General features: G+C 74.0%; 15 protein-coding genes. 12 read left to right on the top strand and 3 right to left on the bottom strand.

Annotated elements, in window-relative coordinates:
• Window positions 1-180 precede the first annotated feature (180 nt).
• The 5 genes from AC6CH6_RS16820 (at window position 181) to AC6CH6_RS16800 (ending at window position 6,513) form a co-directional block, all read left to right on the top strand.
• Window positions 181-1,518, top strand: coding sequence for an MFS transporter (locus AC6CH6_RS16820; RefSeq protein WP_498255990.1), 1,338 nt, complete (start codon window positions 181-183; stop codon window positions 1,516-1,518).
• An 88-nt stretch (window positions 1,519-1,606) separates the two neighbouring features.
• Entirely contained in the window at window positions 1,607-2,866 is a 1,260-nt protein-coding gene (locus AC6CH6_RS16815) for a M24 family metallopeptidase (RefSeq protein WP_498255989.1), read from the top strand.
• A gap of 118 nt (window positions 2,867-2,984) precedes the next feature.
• Entirely contained in the window at window positions 2,985-3,761 is a 777-nt protein-coding gene (locus AC6CH6_RS16810; RefSeq protein ID WP_126346647.1) for a creatininase, read from the top strand.
• A gap of 7 nt (window positions 3,762-3,768) precedes the next feature.
• Window positions 3,769-5,514 carry a BCCT family transporter gene (locus tag AC6CH6_RS16805; protein WP_498255988.1) on the top strand — a complete coding sequence of 582 codons (1,746 nt, stop codon included), beginning with the start codon at window positions 3,769-3,771 and terminating at the stop codon, window positions 5,512-5,514.
• Between the two features lie 168 nt (window positions 5,515-5,682).
• A complete protein-coding gene (locus tag AC6CH6_RS16800; RefSeq protein WP_133409862.1) occupies window positions 5,683-6,513 on the top strand; it encodes an IclR family transcriptional regulator in 831 nt (276 codons plus the stop codon).
• A gap of 12 nt (window positions 6,514-6,525) precedes the next feature.
• On the opposite strand, the gene AC6CH6_RS16795 is transcribed toward AC6CH6_RS16800, so the two are convergent.
• Both AC6CH6_RS16795 and AC6CH6_RS16790 read right to left on the bottom strand, forming a co-directional pair.
• Window positions 6,526-7,698 (bottom strand): acyl-CoA dehydrogenase family protein, encoded by a 1,173-nt coding sequence (locus AC6CH6_RS16795; RefSeq protein ID WP_498255987.1) that lies wholly within the window; start codon window positions 7,696-7,698, stop codon window positions 6,526-6,528.
• A complete protein-coding gene (locus tag AC6CH6_RS16790; protein WP_498255986.1) occupies window positions 7,695-8,369 on the bottom strand; it encodes a TetR/AcrR family transcriptional regulator in 675 nt (224 codons plus the stop codon). The genes AC6CH6_RS16795 and AC6CH6_RS16790 overlap by 4 nt, the downstream gene beginning before the upstream one ends.
• A gap of 124 nt (window positions 8,370-8,493) precedes the next feature.
• Between AC6CH6_RS16790 and AC6CH6_RS16785 the strand changes: the two genes are divergently transcribed.
• The 7 genes from AC6CH6_RS16785 to AC6CH6_RS16755 all read left to right on the top strand — a co-directional run bounded on the left by AC6CH6_RS16785 (window position 8,494) and on the right by AC6CH6_RS16755 (window position 16,762).
• Complete coding sequence (locus AC6CH6_RS16785; RefSeq protein ID WP_498255985.1) at window positions 8,494-10,101, top strand: carboxyl transferase domain-containing protein; 1,608 nt, start codon at window positions 8,494-8,496, stop codon at window positions 10,099-10,101.
• On the top strand, window positions 10,098-12,263 hold the full coding sequence (locus tag AC6CH6_RS16780; RefSeq protein ID WP_498255984.1) for an acetyl/propionyl/methylcrotonyl-CoA carboxylase subunit alpha: 2,166 nt from the start codon (window positions 10,098-10,100) through the stop codon (window positions 12,261-12,263). Before AC6CH6_RS16785 ends, AC6CH6_RS16780 begins: the two co-directional genes overlap by 4 nt.
• Window positions 12,260-13,420 carry an acyl-CoA dehydrogenase family protein gene (locus AC6CH6_RS16775; RefSeq protein WP_498255983.1) on the top strand — a complete coding sequence of 387 codons (1,161 nt, stop codon included), beginning with the start codon at window positions 12,260-12,262 and terminating at the stop codon, window positions 13,418-13,420. Before AC6CH6_RS16780 ends, AC6CH6_RS16775 begins: the two co-directional genes overlap by 4 nt.
• A gap of 10 nt (window positions 13,421-13,430) precedes the next feature.
• A complete protein-coding gene (locus tag AC6CH6_RS16770) occupies window positions 13,431-13,919 on the top strand; it encodes a MaoC family dehydratase (protein WP_498255982.1) in 489 nt (162 codons plus the stop codon).
• Between the two features lie 47 nt (window positions 13,920-13,966).
• Window positions 13,967-14,788 (top strand): HpcH/HpaI aldolase/citrate lyase family protein, encoded by an 822-nt coding sequence (locus tag AC6CH6_RS16765; protein WP_498255981.1) that lies wholly within the window; start codon window positions 13,967-13,969, stop codon window positions 14,786-14,788.
• An 87-nt stretch (window positions 14,789-14,875) separates the two neighbouring features.
• Entirely contained in the window at window positions 14,876-15,700 is an 825-nt protein-coding gene (locus AC6CH6_RS16760) for an electron transfer flavoprotein subunit beta/FixA family protein (protein WP_498255980.1), read from the top strand.
• Between the two features lie 66 nt (window positions 15,701-15,766).
• Complete coding sequence (locus tag AC6CH6_RS16755) at window positions 15,767-16,762, top strand: electron transfer flavoprotein subunit alpha/FixB family protein (RefSeq protein ID WP_498255979.1); 996 nt, start codon at window positions 15,767-15,769, stop codon at window positions 16,760-16,762.
• Between the two features lie 35 nt (window positions 16,763-16,797).
• Here AC6CH6_RS16755 and selB read toward each other — a convergent pair whose 3' ends face one another.
• Window positions 16,798-18,588, bottom strand: a complete 1,791-nt coding sequence (gene selB, locus AC6CH6_RS16750) for a selenocysteine-specific translation elongation factor (RefSeq protein ID WP_498256056.1) — start codon at window positions 18,586-18,588, stop codon at window positions 16,798-16,800.
• Window positions 18,589-18,590 lie beyond the last annotated feature (2 nt).

The following is an 18,590-nucleotide window of genomic DNA, read 5'->3' as shown; positions in this document are numbered from 1 at the left end:
ATCACAACTCCGATGCGTCATCCCGGCATCACGGTCGGCTGGATGTCTCCCTGTGTGACCGGGTTTAACCCCGCGGTGACACGATTTAACGTCACGGCCATTGACGGTGAGCTGAATCACTCCCTACATTGAGGCAACGCTGTTGCAAGAAATGCAACACATCATCCTCGGGAGATGCTCATGTCCCACCCCTCCGACGGCAGTGCGACCACGACGGCGCCGACGACCTCCCCGGTCACCGGGGCCCCTGATCCCGCGGTCCGGCGCCTCGTGGTGGCGGCCAGCTTCATCGGCAACTTCGTCGAGTGGTTCGACTACGCGATCTACGGGTACCTGGCCGCCACCATCGCGGTGGTGTTCTTCCCCGAGTCCGATCCGCAGACGGCCCTGCTGGCGACCTTTGCCCTGTTCGCCATCTCGTTCTTCGTCCGCCCGTTCGGTGGCTTCGTCTGGGGGCACCTCGGCGACAAGCTCGGCCGGCGCACGGCGCTCTCCCTGTCCATCCTCATCATGTCGGTCTCCACGTTCTGCATCGCCCTGATCCCGGGCTACGACTCCATCGGGATCTTCGCACCGGTGCTGCTGCTCGTGGTGCGCATCGTGCAGGGGTTCTCCGCGGCCGGGGAGTACGCCGGGGCCTCGGCGTTCCTCGTCGAGTACGCCCCGGACCGCCGGCGCGGGGTATACGCCGCCGTGGTGCCCGCGAGCACGGCCACCGGCCTGCTCTTCGGCTCACTGTTCGTCGCCGGCCTGACCGCGGTGCTCTCCGACGACCAGCTGACCAGCTGGGGCTGGCGCATCCCCTTCCTGCTCGCAGCGCCCATGGGCCTGATCGGCCGCTACATCCGCACGAAGCTCGAGGACACCCCGGCGTTCCAGGAGCTCGCCGCGGAGGACGAGGTCATCAAGGCCCCGGTCCGGGACATGTTCCGCAACCACTGGGGCGCCCTGCTGCGCGCGGTCGGCGCGGTGCTGCTCAACGCCGTGGGCTTCTACATCCTGCTCAGCTACATGCCGACCTACCTCTCCGAGGAGATCGGTCTCGGGAGGACCGAGTCCTTCCTGGCCACCTCGCTGGCGCTGCTCTCCTACGTCGGCTTCATCTTCCTCACCGGCCTGGCCTCCGACCGGTTCGGCCGCAAGCGGATGCTCATGGCCGCGTCCGTGAGCTTCATCGTCCTGACGCTGCCGGCGTTCATGGTGCTGGAGTCGGGGTCGTTCGTGGCCGTGCTGGCGGTCCAGGTGCTGCTGGGGGCGATGCTGACCCTCAACGACGGGACGCTGCCCAGCTTCCTGGCCGAGCTGTTCCCCACCCGCATCCGCTACACCGGCTTCGCCGTGAGCTTCAACCTCGCCAATGCCGTCTTCGGCGGTACGGCACCCTTCATGGCCACGCTGCTGATCTCCGCCTTCGCCACGAACCTCGCACCGGCCTGGTACCTGATGGCCGCCGCGGCGGTGTCCTTCGTCGCCGTCGCCCTCTCCCGCGAGACCTGCGGCAAGCCCCTGGAGCGCTGACGCTCCTCCACGACCACCCTTCCCGGTCGGCGCCACCCCGGCGCTGATCATCCCACACCGCACCAGCACCACCCACGAAAGGACGACCATGACCACCTCGCCCATCACCGCCCCCGCCGCCTCCGTCGCCGAGCTCGAGCGCCTGAAGACCCTGCACAACGGGCAGAAGGAGCAGCTGACCTTCTCCGACGCCGAGTTCGAGCGCCGGCTGGACGGCCTGCGGCGGATCATGGCGGAGCAGCAGCTCGACGCCGTCATCCTCACCAGCTACCACGGCATCAAGTACTACTCGGACTTCCTCTACACCACGTTCGGACGCAACTACGCCCTGGTCGTCACCGCCGACGACTCCGTCACGGTCACCGCCAACATCGACGCCGGCATGCCGTGGCGCACCAGCTACGGCGACAACATCGTCTACACCGACTGGCGGCGCGACAACTTCTACTACGGCCTCCAGGAGGCCCTGCGCCGGCGCGGTGTGCAGGCCCGGCGGATCGGCGTCGAGGACGACGCCCTGCCGCTGCTGACCCGCCGGCGCATCCAGGCCGCGTTCGAGGGCGCCGAGCTCACCGACGTCTCCCAGGACGCCATGCGCCAGCGCATGCTCAAGTCCGCCGAGGAGATCGAGGTCATCAAGCACGGCGCCCGCATCGGCGACCTCGGCGGCGAGGCCATCCGTGCCGCGATCCGCGAGGGCATCACCGAGTACGAGGTCGCGCTCATCGGCACCGAGGCGATGGTCCACGAGATCGCCCGCACGTTCCCGCACCGCGAGGTCCGCGACACCTGGGTGTGGTTCCAGTCCGGGATCAACACCGACGGCGCCCACAACTGGGCCACCACCCGCAAGCTCCGGCGCGGGGACATCCTGTCCCTGAACTGCTTCCCGATGACGTCGGGCTACTACACCGCCCTGGAGCGCACCCTGTTCCTGGGCGAGCCGTACGCGCGCTCGCGCGAGCTGTGGGAGATCAACGTCGAGGTCCACGAGCGCGGCCTCGAGCTGATCAAGCCCGGGGCGGTCTGCAAGGACATCGCCGCCGAGCTCAACGAGATCTACATCTCCCACGGCCTGCTCGCCAACCGCACCTTCGGCTACGGCCACTCCTTCGGCGTGCTCAGCCACTACTACGGCCGCGAGGCCGGCCTGGAGCTGCGCGAGGACATCGACACGGTGCTGGAGCCGGGCATGGTCGTGTCCATGGAGCCGATGATCACGGTCCCGGAGGGCGAGCCGGGCGCCGGGGGCTACCGCGAGCACGACATCCTCGTCGTCGGCGAGGACGGCGCGGAGAACATCACCAGGTTCCCGTACGGCCCCGAGCACAACATCGTGTCCGCCTAGGCACGGAACGACGACGACGGCGGCGGCGCCCCGGTGCGCCGCCGCCGTCCCCCCGGCAGCTCCTCTGCCGCAGCCGCACCCCGCGGCACCGCCACATCCACTGCACGGAAGGACCACGGTGGTCACCACCCGTTCGCTCGAAGACCTCGACGCCCACAGCTACCAGGAGTACGTGGCCACCGGTCAGGGGCTGGTGCTCATCCCCACCGGGGCCACGGAGCAGCACGGGCCGCACATGCCGCTGGGCGTGGACGCCATGCTCTCCCGCGCCATCTCCCTGGCGGCGGCGGAGGACCTCGACGCCCTGGTGGCGCCGGCCTTCTGCTACGGCTACAAGTCCCAGCCCCGCTCCGGGGGCGGCAACCACCGCGCCGGCACCACCAGTCTCTCGGCCCAGGCCCTCATCGCACAGACGAAGGACGTGGTGCTGGAGTTCTTCCGCCACGGCGTCCGCCGGATCGCGGTGGTCAACGGCCACTTCGAGAACTACCAGTTCCTCTACGAAGGACTCGACCTCGCGGTGCGCGAGGCCCGGGCCGGAGGCCTCGACGACAGCCGGGCCCTGCTGCTCTCGTACTGGGACTTCGTCGACGAGCAGACCCTGGCGGCCGTCTTCCCCGACGGCTTCCTCGGCTGGGACATCGAGCACGGAGGCGTCCTCGAGACCTCGCTGATGCTCCACCTGCACCCGGAGAAGGTCGACATGTCCCGGGCCCCCGACCATCCCCCCGCTGACCTGGCCCCCTACGACGTTTTCCCCGAGGACCCCGCTCGCACCCCGAGCTCCGGGTGCCTCTCCTCTCCAGCAGGCGCGACCGCCCAGCGCGGCGAGCTGCTGCTCTCCACCGTCCGCACCGGCATCGTCCGGGCGGTCACCAGCGAGTTCGGGAAGTGAGAAACACATGAAGAAGTCACACGCCTCCGCGGCGGCCGCCACCGAGGCCGTGACCGTGCCGCGGTTCCGGGGACGGCACCTGCCCGCCCTGGACCGGCTCGTCATCACGGTCCTCCCGCCCCTGCTCATCATCGCCGTGCTGGTGGTGGTGACCATGGACCCGGGCGGCGCCGCCGAGGCCATCTCCACGGCGCGCACCTTCGTGACCGGGAACTTCACGTGGCTGTTCATCCTGTACTCGCTCGTGGCGGTCGCCGTCTGCGTGTGGCTGGTCGTCAGCCGCGTCGGCTCGATCCGCCTCGGCGGCCCGGACGCCCGCCCGGAGCACGGCAAGTTCGCCTGGTACTCGATGCTCTTCGCCTGCGGACAGGGCATCGGCCTCATCTTCTGGTCGGTCGCCGAGCCCATCCTGCTCCGGGACGACAACCCCGTCGTGCCCGCGGGGCAGGACGGGGCGGCCGAGGGTGCCATGGTGTGGTCCTACTTCCACTGGGGCCTGACGGCCTGGGCCATGTACTGCGTGGTGGCCGTCTGCCTCGCCTACTCCCACCACAACCTCGGCAAGACCCTCACCTTCCGCGAGGCCACGGTCGACATCCTGCCGAAGTGGTCGCAGCGCGGGGCCGGCGTGGTCGTGGAGCTGCTGGCCATCATCGCCACCGTCCTGGGCCTGGCCACGTCCTTCGGCTTCGCCGCCATGCAGTTCAGCTCGGGGCTCGCGTCCTTCACGGGGCTCTCGCCGAGCTCGGGCGTCTGGCTGCTGGTGATCCTGGGCCTGGGCGGGCTCACCGCCGTCTCCGCGTTCTTCGGCATCAACAAGGGCATGAAGCGGATCAGCGAGCTCAACTCGGTGCTGAGCATCGTCCTGCTCGTGGCCGTGTTCGTCTTCGGCCCCACGATCTTCCTCATCTCCAACATCACGCAGACCTTCGGCTCCTTCTTCACCAACTTCCTCCCGATGAGCTTCTGGACCGACGCGGGGACCGCGGGCCAGGACATCGCCACCTGGCAGGACAGCTGGAACGGCTGGTGGACCGTGTTCATCTGGTGCTGGGTCATCGCCTTCAGCCCGTTCGTCGCCGGCTTCATCGCCCGCATCTCCCGGGGGCGCACCATCCGTGAGTTCGTCATCGGCGTCACGGTGGTCCCCTCCCTGATCGTGATGGCGTGGATCGGCGTGATCGGCTCGGCGGCGCTGCACTACGACGACCGCAGCGACCGCGGCATCTCCGCGGCGGTCGCGGCGGACACGTCCAGCGGGCTGTTCGTCATGCTGGAGTCCGTGCCCGTCGTCGGCTCGCTGCTGCTCGTGGTCGCCACCGTGCTCGTCGCCACCTACTACGTCACCTCCCTGGACTCCGGCGCCCACGCCCTGGCCGAGTTCGTCTCCGCGCCGCGCAGGGCCGGGCCCCTCTTCCGCGTGGTGCTCGTGGCCAGCATCGCCGCCGTGGCGGTCACGCTGCTCACGCTCGGCGGCACCGCGGTGGTGGACACGGTGCAGACCGGCACCATCATCGGGGCCTTCCCGTTCTCCTTCGTCATCCTGTTGATGATCGCGAACCTGGTCCGGCGGCTGCTCACCCGCACCCCGGAGACCGAGCGCCTGGAGCGCGAGGTCAACGACCCCTCGCCGGACGCGGCCGACGGCGAGGACGCCACGGTGGTGGAGCGGGCGGTCCCGCAGCCCCCGGCCCGGCCGGCCGCGGTGCCCGCCGGACGGGAGCCGGTCCCGGACGCGCTCGCGCGGCCGTGATCCCCGCCCACGGGACGGTGGTCCTGACCGCGGTCGCGGCGTGCCCACCGTCCCGTGGCGCGAGCGCCGTCGCACGGCCTCCGGGCGGCGGGGCCGCGACACACGGCCCCGCCGCCGGAACGGCCGTGCACGGCCGACCCGCCCCCGTGCAGGAGAATGGAGAGTCCTATGACTGAATCACCGGCCAGCGCCTCCTCGAGCGAAGCCCGCGCGGCGTCCGTCGTCTCCCACGCCCTGCGGGTGCTGCGGTGCTTCTCCGCGGCCGAACCCACGCTCGGGGTGACCGAGATCGCGGCGCGCGTGGGCCTGCACAAGAGCACCGTCTCCCGGCTCCTGACCACCCTGGAGCGGGAGGACGTGGTGGAGCGGGACCCGCAGACGCGGCGCTACCGCCTGGGCCTCGGCCTGATCTCCGTGGCCGGCCCGCTGCTCGCGGAACTGGACGAGCGGCGGGTGGCGTACCCCGTGCTGCTCGAGCTCACCGAGCAGACCCAGGAGACCAGCGCGCTGCTGGTCTGGAACGGCGACCAGGCCGTGTGCGTGGAGCAGATCCCCAGCCCGCGGCAGATCAAGCACACCACCCCGCTGGGCACCCGGTACGACACGGCCCTGAGCGCCTCGGTGCAGATCTTCCTCGCCGAGCAGCCGCCGGAGCGGGTCCGGGCGCTGCTGCTGTCCGGGATCGTCGAGCTGCCCGATCCCACCGAGGCGGGCATCGAGCTCTACCTGGAGTCCCTGCGGCAGGTCGCCGAGGACGGGGTGGCCCTCAACTACGGCAAGACCTCCGTGGAGGAGGTCGGGGTCGCCGCCGCCGTCCGCGACCACCGGGACCAGCTGGTCGCGGCCGTCATGGTCGCCGCGCCCCGCTACCGGGTCACGCCGGAGCAGGCCGAGCTGCTCGCGGCCGCCGCCGTGGCGGCGGCCCGGGAGGTGTCCCAGCGGCTCGGCGCGGCACCGGCGGCCCGCCGGACCGGGCGGGCGTCCCTGGACGTGCGCTGACCGGGGCGCTCCTCACGCCTCGTCGGCCACGGCCCGCCCGATGGTCTCCCGCAGGATCTCGCTGGTGCCCCCGAAGATCGTCAGCAGCCGGGACGCGAGATAGGCCTGCGCCACCGGGTAGTCGAGGATGTACCCGTAGCCGCCGTGCAGCTGGAGGCACCGGTCCGTCACGGACCGCGCCCGCTCGCCGGCCCAGTACTTGGCCTTGGACGCCCCCACCACGTCGAGGGTCCCCGCGTTGAACGCGTGCACCGCCCGCTGCACGTAGGCCTCGACGACCTCCACCTCGACCGTCAGCTCCGCGAGCTCGAACCGGGTGTGCTGGAAGTCCAGCACCCGGGAGCCGAAGGCCGTGCGCTCGCCGGTGTACCGGAGGGTGTCCGCCAGGGTCGAGCGGGCGACGGCGCTCGCGGCCACGGCGACCGCCAGCCGCCCCTGCGGCAGCACCTGCTGGATCTGCCGCAGCCCGCCGCCCTCGGCGCCGACGAGGTTCGCCGCCGGGACCCGGACGTCCTCGAAGAACAGCTCGGCGGTGTCCGAGGCCCTGACCCCCATCTTGTCGAGCTGCTTGCCGGTCTCGTAGCCGGGGGAGTCCGCCTTGTGCACCAGGAACAGGCTGAGACCGTCCTCCCCGGCGCGCCCGGTCCCCCCGTCCGTGCGCGCCAGGACGAGGGCGGCGTCCCCGCTGATCCCGTTGCCGATGAACGTCTTCTGACCGGTGAGCACCCACTCCTCGCCGTCGCGCACGGCCCGGGTGCGCACCCCGCGCAGGTCGGAGCCCGCGCCCGGCTCGGTCCAGGCCACGGAGGTGACGAGCTCTCCCGTGAGCATGCGCGGCAGCCACCGTCGCTTCTGCTCGTCGGTGCCGTGGGCGAGCAGGTGGGGCAGCACCCAGTCGTCGTGCAGGTGCAGGGCCAGGGCCACGCCGAGGGCGCCCTGCCGGACCAGCTCCTCGTCGAGCACGGCGCGGAACCGGTAGTCCGTCAGGCCCATGCCGCCGAACTCCTCTGGCACGGCGAGGCCGAGCAGGCCCGCCCCGCCGGCGGCCGTCCACAGGCTGCGGGGCATCATGTGCTGGGCGTCCCACGCGGCGTAGTGCGGGGCCACCTCGCGGGTCGTGAACTCGCGGGCCACCTCGCGGAACTCCTGGTGCTCCTCCTCGTAGAACGCCGGGGTCTCGGTCACGGGGTGCCTCCTGTGCTGGTGGGGGTCGGGGCGAACGCGGTGCGCAGCGCGGCCCAGGTCATCTCCTCGAGGGCGGCCCGGGCCGCGTCGAGCCGCCCCGCGTCCTGCGGGGCGCGCAGCCGGTGGGTCGTGCGCAAGGAGTGGGGGGTCGAGTTGATGAGCCCGAAGGCGGCCTGGGCGCGCAGGGTGAGCTCGGCGACGTCGCGCGCCGGGGCCAGCTCCTGCAGGGCGTCCACCCACAGCGTCACGTAGCCGCGCTGCAGGACGCGGACCGCGCGGCGGTCCTCCTCGGTCAGGTTCGGCAGCTCCCGGTCCTGCACCACGATCACGGCGGGACGGTGCAGCGCGAACTCCACCTGGAAGGAGATCAGCGCCCGCAGCCGCCGGGCCGGATCGGGGGAACGGGCCACCACCTCACGGCCCCGGTCGAGCAGGTCGTGGCTGACCTCGAGCAGGACCGCGCCCAGGACCGCCTGCTTGCTCGGGAAGTGCCGGTAGACCGCGGGCCCGCTGACCCCCGCGGCGGCGCCGATGTCGTCGATCGAGACGCCGGCGAAGCCGCGCTCGGCGAAGAGCGTGGCGGAGGCGGCCAGGAGGTCCTGGCGCCGCCGGGCCTTGGCCTGCCCGCGCACGGTGGTGGACGGGCCGGGGCCGCGCTGGGTCTGGGTCACGGGTCCTGCTCTCGGGGTCGGATTCCTGGACATTCTAGTGAGCCACCACTAACCTGAAGCCCAAGTTAGTCGGGATTAACCGAAATGGCATCCCCGGACGGCCGGCCCGGAGCGGAGGGAACCCATGCGCGTGCTGAGCACCCAGGTCGATCCGGGCGGCGGGGAGTTCGCCGCCAACGCGGCCGCCCAGCAGGGGCTCGCCGAGGAGCTGAACCGGCGCCTGGAGCGGGCGGCGCAGGGCGGGCCCGAGGCCTCCCGGCGGCGGCACGTGGCGCGCGGCAAGCTGCTGCCCCGCGAGCGGGTGGATCACCTGCTGGACGAGGGCAGCCCCTTCCTGGAGCTCGGCGCCCTGGCCGCGGAGGGGATGTACGACGACGAGTGCCCGGGGGCCGGCGTGATCGCCGGGATCGGCCTGGTCCACGGCCGACAGGTGATGGTCGTGTGCAACGACGCCACGGTCAAGGGCGGCACCTACTACCCCGTGACGGTCAAGAAGCACCTGCGCGCCCAGGAGATCGCCCTGGAGAACCGGCTGCCCTGCGTCTACCTCGTCGACTCGGGCGGGGCGTACCTGCCGCTGCAGGACGAGGTCTTCCCGGACCGGGAGCACTTCGGGCGGATCTTCTTCAACCAGGCCCACCTCTCGGCGGCGGGCATCGCGCAGATCGCGGCCGTGCTCGGCTCCTGCACCGCGGGCGGGGCCTACGTCCCGGCGATGAGCGACGAGACCGTGATCGTGCGCGACCAGGGCACGATCTTCCTGGGCGGCCCGCCGCTGGTGAAGGCCGCCACCGGCGAGGAGGTCACCGCGGAGGAGCTCGGCGGCGGGGAGCTGCACGCCCGGACGTCCGGGGTGGTCGACCACCTCGCGGAGAACGACGCCCACGCCCTGCAGATCGTCCGGGACATCGTGGCGACCCTGCCGCCGCCGGGCCCGCGGGCCTGGCCGGTGGGGGAGCCCGCGCCCCCGGCCGTGGCCGAGGACGAGCTCCCCGGGGCGGTGCCGGTCGACCCCAACTCCGGCTACGACGTGCACGAGGTCATCGCCCGGCTCGTGGACGGCAGCCGCTTCTCCGAGTTCAAGGCCGAGTACGGCACCACGCTGGTCACCGGCTTCGCCCACGTCCACGGCCACCCCGTGGGCATCGTGGCCAACAACGGGGTGCTCTTCGCGGAGTCGGCGCTGAAGGGCGCCCACTTCGTCGAGCTGTGCGACCAGCGCGGGATCCCCCTGCTGTTCCTGCAGAACATCACCGGCTTCATGGTGGGCCGCGACTACGAGGCCGGCGGCATCGCCAAGCACGGCGCCAAGATGGTCACGGCCGTGGCCACCACCCGGGTGCCCAAGCTCACCGTGGTGATCGGCGGCTCCTTCGGGGCCGGCAACTACTCGATGTGCGGGCGGGCCTACTCCCCGCGCTTCCTGTTCCTCTGGCCCCAGGCGCGGATCTCGGTGATGGGCGGGGCCCAGGCCGCCTCGGTGCTGGCCACCGTGAAGGCCGACCAGCTGGCCGCCCGCGGACAGGAGTGGGACCCGGCCGAGCGCGAAACGTTCATGGCGCCCATCCGGGCCCGGTACGAGGCCCAGGGCAGCCCCTGGTACTCCACCGCCCGGCTCTGGGACGACGGCGTGATCGCACCCACCGACACCCGGGAGGTGCTCGGGCTGGCCCTCGAGGTCTGCTCCCGGACCCCGCTGCCCGAGCCGGCCTTCGGCCTCTTCAGGATGTGATCCCCGTGACCGCCGGCACGCCGCCGCGCCGCTTCGACGTCGTCCTCGTGGCCAACCGCGGGGAGATCGCCCGCCGGGTCCTGCGCACGCTCCGGGCGCTGGGGATCCGCTCGGTCGCGGTCTACAGCGAGGCCGACCGGGACGCGGTGCACGTGCGGGAGGCCGACGTGGCCGTGTGCGTGGGCCCGGCGGCCCCGGCCGAGAGCTATCTGCGCATCGACGCCGTGATCGGGGCGGCGCGGGCCACCGGCGCGCAGGCGATCCACCCCGGCTACGGGTTCCTGTCCGAGAACGCCGCCTTCGCCCGGGCGTGCGCCGACGCGGGGATCGTGTTCATCGGCCCCGGCGTGGAGGCCCTCGAGACGATGGGCGACAAGATCCGCGCCAAGCGGCACGTGTCCGCCGCCGGGGTGTCCACGGTCCCCGGGGTCTCCGAGCCCGGTCTCGACGACGACGCCCTGGCGGCCGCGGCCGCCGGGATGACGTACCCGATCCTGATCAAGCCCTCGGCCGGGGGCGGCGGCAAGGGCATGCACGTGGTGGCGGCCCCGGACGAGCTGCCGGAGTCCCTGGCCACGGCCCGCCGGGTGGCCGCGGCCGCCTTCGGGGACGACACCCTGCTCCTCGAGCAGCTCGTCGAGTCCCCCCGGCACATCGAGGTGCAGGTCCTCGCCGACGCCCACGGGGCCGTGGTCCACCTCGGGGAGCGGGAGTGCTCCCTGCAGCGGCGGCACCAGAAGGTCATCGAGGAGGCGCCCTCGCCGCTGCTGGACCCCGCCGCCCGGGAGCGGATCGGGGAGGCCGCCTGCCGGGTGGCCCGCTCCGTGGGCTACACCGGTGCGGGCACCGTGGAGTTCCTGGTGCCCGCCGCGCAGCCCGGGACCTTCTACTTCATGGAGATGAACACCCGCCTGCAGGTGGAGCACCCCGTCACCGAGCTGGTCACCGGCACGGACCTCGTGGCGCAGCAGATCCGCGTCGCCGCGGGGGAGCCGCTGGACCTGGCGCAGGAGGACGTGGTGCTCACCGGCCACGCGGTCGAGGCCCGGCTCTACGCCGAGGACCCCGCCCGCGGCTTCCTGCCCACCGCCGGCACCGTGCTGGCCCTGGAGGAGGCCTCCGGCCCGGGGATCCGCGTGGACTCCGCGCTGGCACCGGGGTTGACCGTGGGCTCGGACTACGACCCGCTGCTCGCCAAGGTCGTCGCCTGGGGCGCCGACCGGGCCCAGGCCCTCGACCGGCTCGACCTGGCGCTGGCGGACACCGTGGTGCTCGGGGTGGGCACCAACACCGAGTACCTGCGCGCCCTGCTGGCCGATCCCGGGGTGCGCGCCGGGGTCATGGACACGACCCTCATCGAGCGGCGCCTGCCGGAGCTGGAGTTCACGGCCCCCGACGAGAGCCACTTCGCCGCCGCGGCCGCCCACCTCGCCCGGCACCGGCCCGCCGACCCGCGCCCCGCCGGGGACACGGGCCCCTGGTCCCGCCCGGACGGCTGGCGGGCCGCCGGCCGCGCCCGGCCCGCGGTGGTGCTGGCCCACGGGCTCGAGGAGCCCCGGCGGACCGCCGTGGACCCCGCCGTGCGCCTGACCCCGCTGCCGGGCCGCCCGGCCGCGCACCTGCTCGAGAGCGGCGGGACGGCCCGGGTGGTCCACGTGGCCGCGGGCGCGGACAGCGTCTGGGTGGGCGAGGGCGGCTGCGCCTACGAGCTCCGGGTGCTGACCCGCGAGGCCCGGCTCGAGCGGTCGCTGGCCGCCCTCGAGCGCACGGCCGGGCCCGCCGCCCCGGAGCTGCACTCGCCCATGCCCGGCACCGTGGTCGCCGTCCCGGCCGCCACCGGGGACAGGGTCGCCGAGGGGCAGACCGTGGTGGTGGTCGAGGCCATGAAGATGGAGCACCGCCTGACCGCCCCCACCGCCGGCACCGCCGAGCTCTCCGTGCGGGCCGGTGACCGCGTGGCGCTGCACCAGCTGCTCGCCCGCGTGGTCCCCGACGTCGTCCCCGAGGGCGTGCCCGCACCGGTCCCCGGGGACGCCCGCGGCGACGTGCCGGACGGCGCTCCCGCAGGGACACCCGACGGGACGCCCGGCGGCGCCCCGGAGGACCCCGGCACCCGCCCGCAGACCGACCCCCGTCCGATCGACCAGGAGCGCACCCCATGAACTTCGAGCTCGACGAGGAGTACCAGGACCTCTCCGACACCGTCCGCGACTTCGCCGACGAGGTGATCGCCCCGGTCTCCGCGCGGTACGACGCCGCGCACGAGTTCCCCTACGACATCGTGGCGCAGATGGGGGAGATGGGCCTGTTCGGCCTGCCCTTCCCCGAGGAGTACGGGGGGATGGGCGGGGACTACTTCGCCCTGTGCCTGGCGCTGGAGCAGATCGCCCGCGTCGACCAGTCCGTGGCCATCACCCTCGAGGCCGGGGTGTCGCTGGGCGCCATGCCGATCTTCCGCTTCGGCACCGAGGAGCAGAAGCAGCGCTGGCTCCCCGACCTCGCCGCGGGCAAGGCGCTCGCCGGGTTCGGTCTCACCGAGCCGGAGGCCGGCTCGGACGCCGGCGGCACCCGCACCACCGCGAAGCGGGAGGACGGGCAGTGGGTGCTCAACGGCGCCAAGGAGTTCATCACCAACTCCGGCACGGACATCACCCGCCTGGTGAACGTCACCGCGGTCACCGGCACCACGGAACTGCCGGACGGGCGGGTGCGCAAGGAGATCTCCACGATCATCGTCCCCACGGACACCCCCGGCTTCCGCGCCGAGAAGGCCTACGACAAGGTCGGCTGGAACGCCTCGGACACCCACCCGCTGTCCCTCCAGGACGTCCGCGTCCCCGAGGAGAACCTGCTGGGGGAGGAGGGCCGCGGCTACGCCAACTTCCTGTCCATCCTCGACGAGGGCCGCATCGCCATCGCGGCCCTGGCCACGGGCGCGGCCCAGGGCTGCGTCGAGGAGTCCGTGCGCTACGCGCGCGAGCGGCAGTCCTTCGGCCGCCCCATCGGGGACAACCAGGCCGTCTCCTTCAAGATCGCCCGGATGCAGGCCCGCGCCCACACCGCCCGGCTGGCCTACTACGACGCCGCGTCCCGGATGCTCGCCGGGCGGCCGTTCAAGACGCAGGCCGCGATCGCCAAGCTCGTGGCCGGGGAGGCCGCGATGGACAACGCCCGGGACGCCACCCAGGTCTTCGGCGGCTACGGGTTCATCAACGAGTTCCGGGTGGCCCGCCACTACCGGGACGCCAAGATCCTCGAGGTCGGCGAGGGCACCACCGAGGTGCAGCTCATGCTCATCGCCCGCGAGCTCGGACTCTGAGGGGGCCGCCGTGACCGAGGAGCGCCGGGTGGTCCGCCAGCGCGGGCTGTGGTTCGAGGAGTTCGAGGTCGGCACCGTCTACGAGCACGCCCCGGGCCGGACCGTGACCGAGGCGGACAACGTGCTGTTCACGACCCTCACCATGAACACCCAGTCCCTGCACCTGGACGCCGCGTGGTCCGAGCGCCAGCCCTTCGGCCGGCGGCTCGTGAACTCCATGTTCACCCTCTCGACCATCGTGGGGGCGTCCGTGGCCCAGCTGACCCAGGGCACCATCGTGGCGAACCTGGGCTTCGAGGAGGTCGCCTTCCCGCACCCGCTCTTCCACGGGGACACCCTGTACTCGTCCTCCGAGGTCCTCGGCGCCCGCCCCTCGGCCTCCCGGCCCGGGCAGGGCATCGTCCGCGTGAAGCACGTGGGCCGCAACCAGGAGGGCGTCGTGGTGGCCGAGTGCACCCGCTCGGTGCTCGTGTGGTCCCGCGACGCCGCCCCGCAGTGACAGCACACCGTGACATCCCACCGCGACACCCCGGCGAAGGAGCCCCGATGACCGACCCGTTCACCCTCGGACCCGCCCTGCTCTTCTGCCCGGCCGACCGCCCCGAGCGCTACGCCAAGGCGGCCGAGCGCGCCGACGCCGTGATCCTCGACCTCGAGGACGCCGTGGCGCCCTCCGCCAAGCCCGCCGCCCGGGACGCCCTCGTGGCCACGCCCCTGGACCCCGCCCGCACGATCGTGCGGATCAACGCCGAGGACACCGAGGACTTCGCCCACGACCTCGTCGCGCTGCGGCACACCGGGTACACCACCGTGATGCTGCCCAAGACCGCCTCCGCGGAACGGCTCGCCGTCGCCGCCGAGCTGGGCCTGCACCGCGTCGTCGCGCTGTGCGAGACCGCGCAGGGCGTGGTCAACGCGGCCGAGATCGCACGGGCCCCCAACGTGGTCGCGCTGATGTGGGGCGCCGAGGACCTCGTGGCCTCGCTCGGCGGCAGCTCGTCCCGGCGCCGGGACGGCGCCTACCGGGACGTGGCCCGCCACGCCCGCTCCGCCGTCCTGCTCGCGGCCGGCGCCGCCGGCCGGCCCGCGATCGACGCGGTGCACGTCGACCTCGCCGACCACGACGGCCTGCGCGAGGAGGCCCTCGACGCGGTGGCCTCCGGCTTCGCGGCCACCGCCTGCCTCCACCCCGGTCAGGTCGGGACCGTCCGCGCCGCCTACCGGCCCGATGCCGAGGAGGTCGAGGCCGCCCGGGAGCTGCTCGCGGCCGCCCGCCGCACCCCCGGCGTCTTCGCGTTCCGCGGGCGGATGGTCGACGAACCCCTGATCCGCCACGCCGAGCGCCTCGTGCGCCGCGCGGACGCCTGAGACCCGGTCCGGCCGCACGGACCGCCCGTTCCCGCCCCGTCCCGTCCATCCCCGTCCCGTCCATCCCCGTCCCGTCCGGAGGAGACCATGAGCCAGCCCCTGACGATCGTCGTCCCCGTCAAGCACGTCCCCGACGCCGCGGGGGACCGCGTCCTCGCCGGGAGCCCGCCCCTGCTCGAGCGCGCGTCCGGGATCCTCTCCGAGCTCGACGAGTACGCCCTCGAGGCCGCCGTGCAGATCGTCGAGACGCACGGCGACGCGGCGGCCGGGCACCGCGTGCTCGCCCTCACCCTGGGCCCCGCGGGCGCGACGGACGCGCTCAAGCGCGCCCTCCAGCTGGGTGCCGACGCCGGGTTCCACGTGCTCGACGACGCCCTCGCCGGCTCCGACGCCTGGGTCACCGCCCGGGTGCTCGCCGCGGCGGTGCAGCGGATCGCCGCGGCGGAGGACCGGGCCGTGGACCTCGTGCTCACCGGCATGGCCTCCACCGACGGCGAGACGTCCCTGGTCCCCGGTCAGCTCGCCGAGCGGCTCGGTCTCGCCCACGTCGGCTTCGCGAGCTCCCTGGCGCTGGCCGAGGACGGCGCCTCGCTCACGGCCGTCCGGCACACCGAGACCGAGGCCCTCCGGGTCGCCGCGGAGCTGCCGGCGCTCGTGGCCGTGACGGACCAGGTCAACACCCCGCGCTACCCCAACTTCAAGGCGATCATGGCGGCCAAGAAGAAGCCCGTGCAGACGTGGTCCGTCGCCGACCTCGGCCTGGACGCCGGGGACGTGGGCCTCGCAGGCTCGCTCACCGAGGTGCTCGACGCCGTGCCGCGCCCGCCCCGGACGGCCGGAGAGGTCGTGGCCGACGACGGCGAGGGCGGCATCCGCCTCGCCGAGTTCCTCGTGGCCCGGAAGCTCGTCTGAGCACCCGGCCGACCCCGCCGGACCCCCATCGCACGCGCCCGCCCGCCGGGCAGGAGGAGGACGACCATGACCACGACCACGACCGTCGCACTGGTGGTGCTGGCCACCACGGACCGGCTGCGCCGCGCCGACCGGGAGCTGCTCGTGCTCGCCGGCACGCTGGGGGAGACGCACGTCGTCGTGCCGGACGCGCCCGGCGACGCCCTGCTCGGCGAGCTCGCCGCCCACGGGGTGGGCACCGTGCACGCCCCGGAGGGCGGGCCCGGCGACCGGCTCACCACGCCGGCCGTCGCGCTCGCGGAGGCCGCCGCCCGGGAGACCGGCGCCACGGCGCTGCTGCTCGCCGCCACCCCCGAGGCCAAGGACGTCGCCGCGCGCCTGGGCGTGCGGCTCGGGGCCGGGGTGGTCACCGACGTGGTCGCCCTCGACGCAGACCTCGTCGCCACCAAGTCCGTCCTCGCCGGGGGGTGGACCACCCGGTGCCGGGCCACGAGCCCGGTGCTGATCGCGACCGTCCGCCCCAACTCGGTCGTGCTCCCCGCCGACCCCGCGGCCGACGCCGCCGCGGGCGCCCCCGGCGCGGGGCCGGCCGGGGCGCAGTGCCCGCGGGTGCGCACGCACGTGCTCGAGGACACCGTGCCCGCGGCCCGGGTGGTGGGCCGGTCCGCGCTGCCGGCCTCCGGGCGCCCGGCGCTGGGCGAGGCGCGCGTGGTCGTGGCCGGCGGCCGCGGCACGGGCGGGGACTTCGGGCCGCTCGAGGCGCTCGCCGACGTCCTCGGCGGGGCGATCGGGGCCTCCCGCGCGGCGGTGGACGCCGGGTGGATCGGCCCCGAGGCGCAGGTGGGCCAGACCGGGCGCACCGTCTCCCCGCAGCTCTACGTCTCGTGCGGGATCTCCGGGGCCGTCCAGCAGCGCGCCGGGATGCAGACGGCGGGCACGATCGTGGCCGTGAACAAGGACGAGCAGGCGCCGGTCTTCGAGATCGCCGACCTCGGCATCGTGGGCGACCTGCAGAAGGTGCTGCCCCAGGCGGTCGAGCACCTCAGGGCGCTGCGCGGATAGGAACCGGGCGGCGGGGCCCGTCCCGGGCCGTGGGCTCAGCGCGCCACGGTCCGGTGGCCGGCGTCCAGCCGCCGGGTCCAGCCGCGGGCGTCGAGGTGCTCGAGCAGCGGGATCGCGACGCGCCGGGAGGTGCCCAGCGCCTGGCGCGCCTGGCTCGTGGTGAAGGGCTGCGGCAGCCGGGCGAGCTCGCGCATCGCCAGGGCGGGGGCGGTGGGGAGCAGCACGACGCCGTCCCCCAGCCGGAGCAGCCGGCCGGTGCGCTCGGCCGCGGCGAGCTCGCGGGCACCGAGCCGCAGCGCCGTCAGGTCGTCGGCCTCCGGGCTCCGGAAGGGCTCGGCCCCGAGCCGCCGCTCCAGCTCGAGCACCGCGGTCTCGTGGGCGCCGAGGCCGCCGCGGTGGTGCGGGGACCGGATGTGCCCGCCGTCCTGCTCCAGGCCGGCGTCGCGGACCACGGGGTCGACCAGCGCGGCGTCGGGCAGCGCGAGCAGGTCGCGGGCGGCGCCCCGCGAGAGCCCCGCGGCCAGGGGATCCCGGGCGTGCAGCTCCTCCACGGCGGTGCGCAGCCGCTGCGTCCAGGACTCGAGCACGGGGGCGTGCACCCACCAGCCGCCGAGCGCGCGCACGTCGCCGGGCGGGGTGGCATCCGCGGTGGGCACCAGCCCGAGGCGGTGCAGGTGCTGCGCCGGCACCGCGCCGCGGCGGGCCACCTCCGCGCCGACGTCCCCGCGCAGGTCCGTGCCGGCGAGCCGGACGGCGCGGCGCGCCCGGTCGCCGCGCCGCCGCAGCGCGGGCGGGTCGGCGTCGAGGACCTGGGCGCCGCCGAGCACCGAGCGGCTGCCGGGGTCGCGGAGCACCAGGCGGTCCCCGAGGACCAGGGGCAGGGGCCGGTCCAGGACCAGCCGGGCGTGGTCGTCGTCGAACGGGCTCAGCCGGGCGGGCACCGCCGCGGTGCCGGCGTGGACCACGAGGTGCTCGGCCGTGTCCGTGAGGGCGGGGCCGGTGGCCCGGCGGACGTCGAGGACGTCGGTGAGCGGCCACGTGCCGGGGGTGACCAGGGCGTCGCCGCGGTGCACGTCGGAGGCGGAGACCCCCCGCAGGTTGAGCGCCACGCGGGTGCACGGCTCCAGCGCGGTGTGCGGCACGTTCCGGCTGTGCATGCCCCGGACCACGACCGGCACGGCCCCGCCGTGCCCGAGCAGGTGCAGCCGGTCGCCCTGCCGGAGCGATCCCGCGGCCAGCGTGCCGGTCACCACCGTGCCGGAACCGGTGATCGTGAAGGACCGGTCCACCCACAGCCGCAGCCGCCCCTGGGCCGGGGCTGGCGCCCGCGCCAGGACGTCGTCGAGGACGGCGCGCAGCTCGTCGAGGCCCGTGCCCTCGAGGGCCGAGACGGTGACCACGGGCGCGTCGTGCAGACCGGTCCCGGCCAGCTCCGCGCGGACCTGGGCGAGGACCTCGCCGGTGCGCCCGGGGGCCCGGTCGGCGCGGGTGAGCACCACCACGCCGTGCTCGATGCCGAGGGCCGCGACGGCGTCGCGGTGGTCGCCGGACTGGGCCTGCCAGCCCTCGTCGACGGCGACCACGAAGCAGACCACGGGAGCCGGTCCGAGACCGGCGAGCATGTTGCCGAGGAAGCGCTCGTGGCCGGGGACGTCCACGAAGGCCACGTCGCGCCCGGACGGCAGCGTGGTCCAGGCGTAGCCCAGGTCGATGGTCAGCCCGCGGCGGCGCTCCTCCTCCCACCGGTCGGGCTCCATCCCGGTGAGGGCCCGCACCAGGGTGCTCTTGCCGTGGTCGACGTGCCCGGCCGTGGCGACGACGTGCACGC

Source organism: Kocuria sp. GQ42, from assembly GCF_059758435.1.
Note: the sequence above shows the minus strand (reverse complement) of the source record. Positions and strands in the feature narration are given on the sequence as shown.

Bases quoted from the DNA above. Each gene is read 5' to 3' on its own strand.
- AC6CH6_RS16820 (WP_498255990.1), top strand. From the start codon at position 181: ATGTCCCACCCCTCCGACGGCAGTGCGACCACGACGGCGCCGACGACC.
- AC6CH6_RS16815 (WP_498255989.1), top strand. From the start codon at position 1,607: ATGACCACCTCGCCCATCACCGCCCCCGCCGCCTCCGTCGCCGAGCTC.
- AC6CH6_RS16805 (WP_498255988.1), top strand. From the start codon at position 3,769: ATGAAGAAGTCACACGCCTCCGCGGCGGCCGCCACCGAGGCCGTGACC.
- AC6CH6_RS16800 (WP_133409862.1), top strand. From the start codon at position 5,683: ATGACTGAATCACCGGCCAGCGCCTCCTCGAGCGAAGCCCGCGCGGCG.
- AC6CH6_RS16785 (WP_498255985.1), top strand. From the start codon at position 8,494: ATGCGCGTGCTGAGCACCCAGGTCGATCCGGGCGGCGGGGAGTTCGCC.
- AC6CH6_RS16775 (WP_498255983.1), top strand. From the start codon at position 12,260: ATGAACTTCGAGCTCGACGAGGAGTACCAGGACCTCTCCGACACCGTC.
- AC6CH6_RS16765 (WP_498255981.1), top strand. From the start codon at position 13,967: ATGACCGACCCGTTCACCCTCGGACCCGCCCTGCTCTTCTGCCCGGCC.
- AC6CH6_RS16760 (WP_498255980.1), top strand. From the start codon at position 14,876: ATGAGCCAGCCCCTGACGATCGTCGTCCCCGTCAAGCACGTCCCCGAC.
- AC6CH6_RS16755 (WP_498255979.1), top strand. From the start codon at position 15,767: ATGACCACGACCACGACCGTCGCACTGGTGGTGCTGGCCACCACGGAC.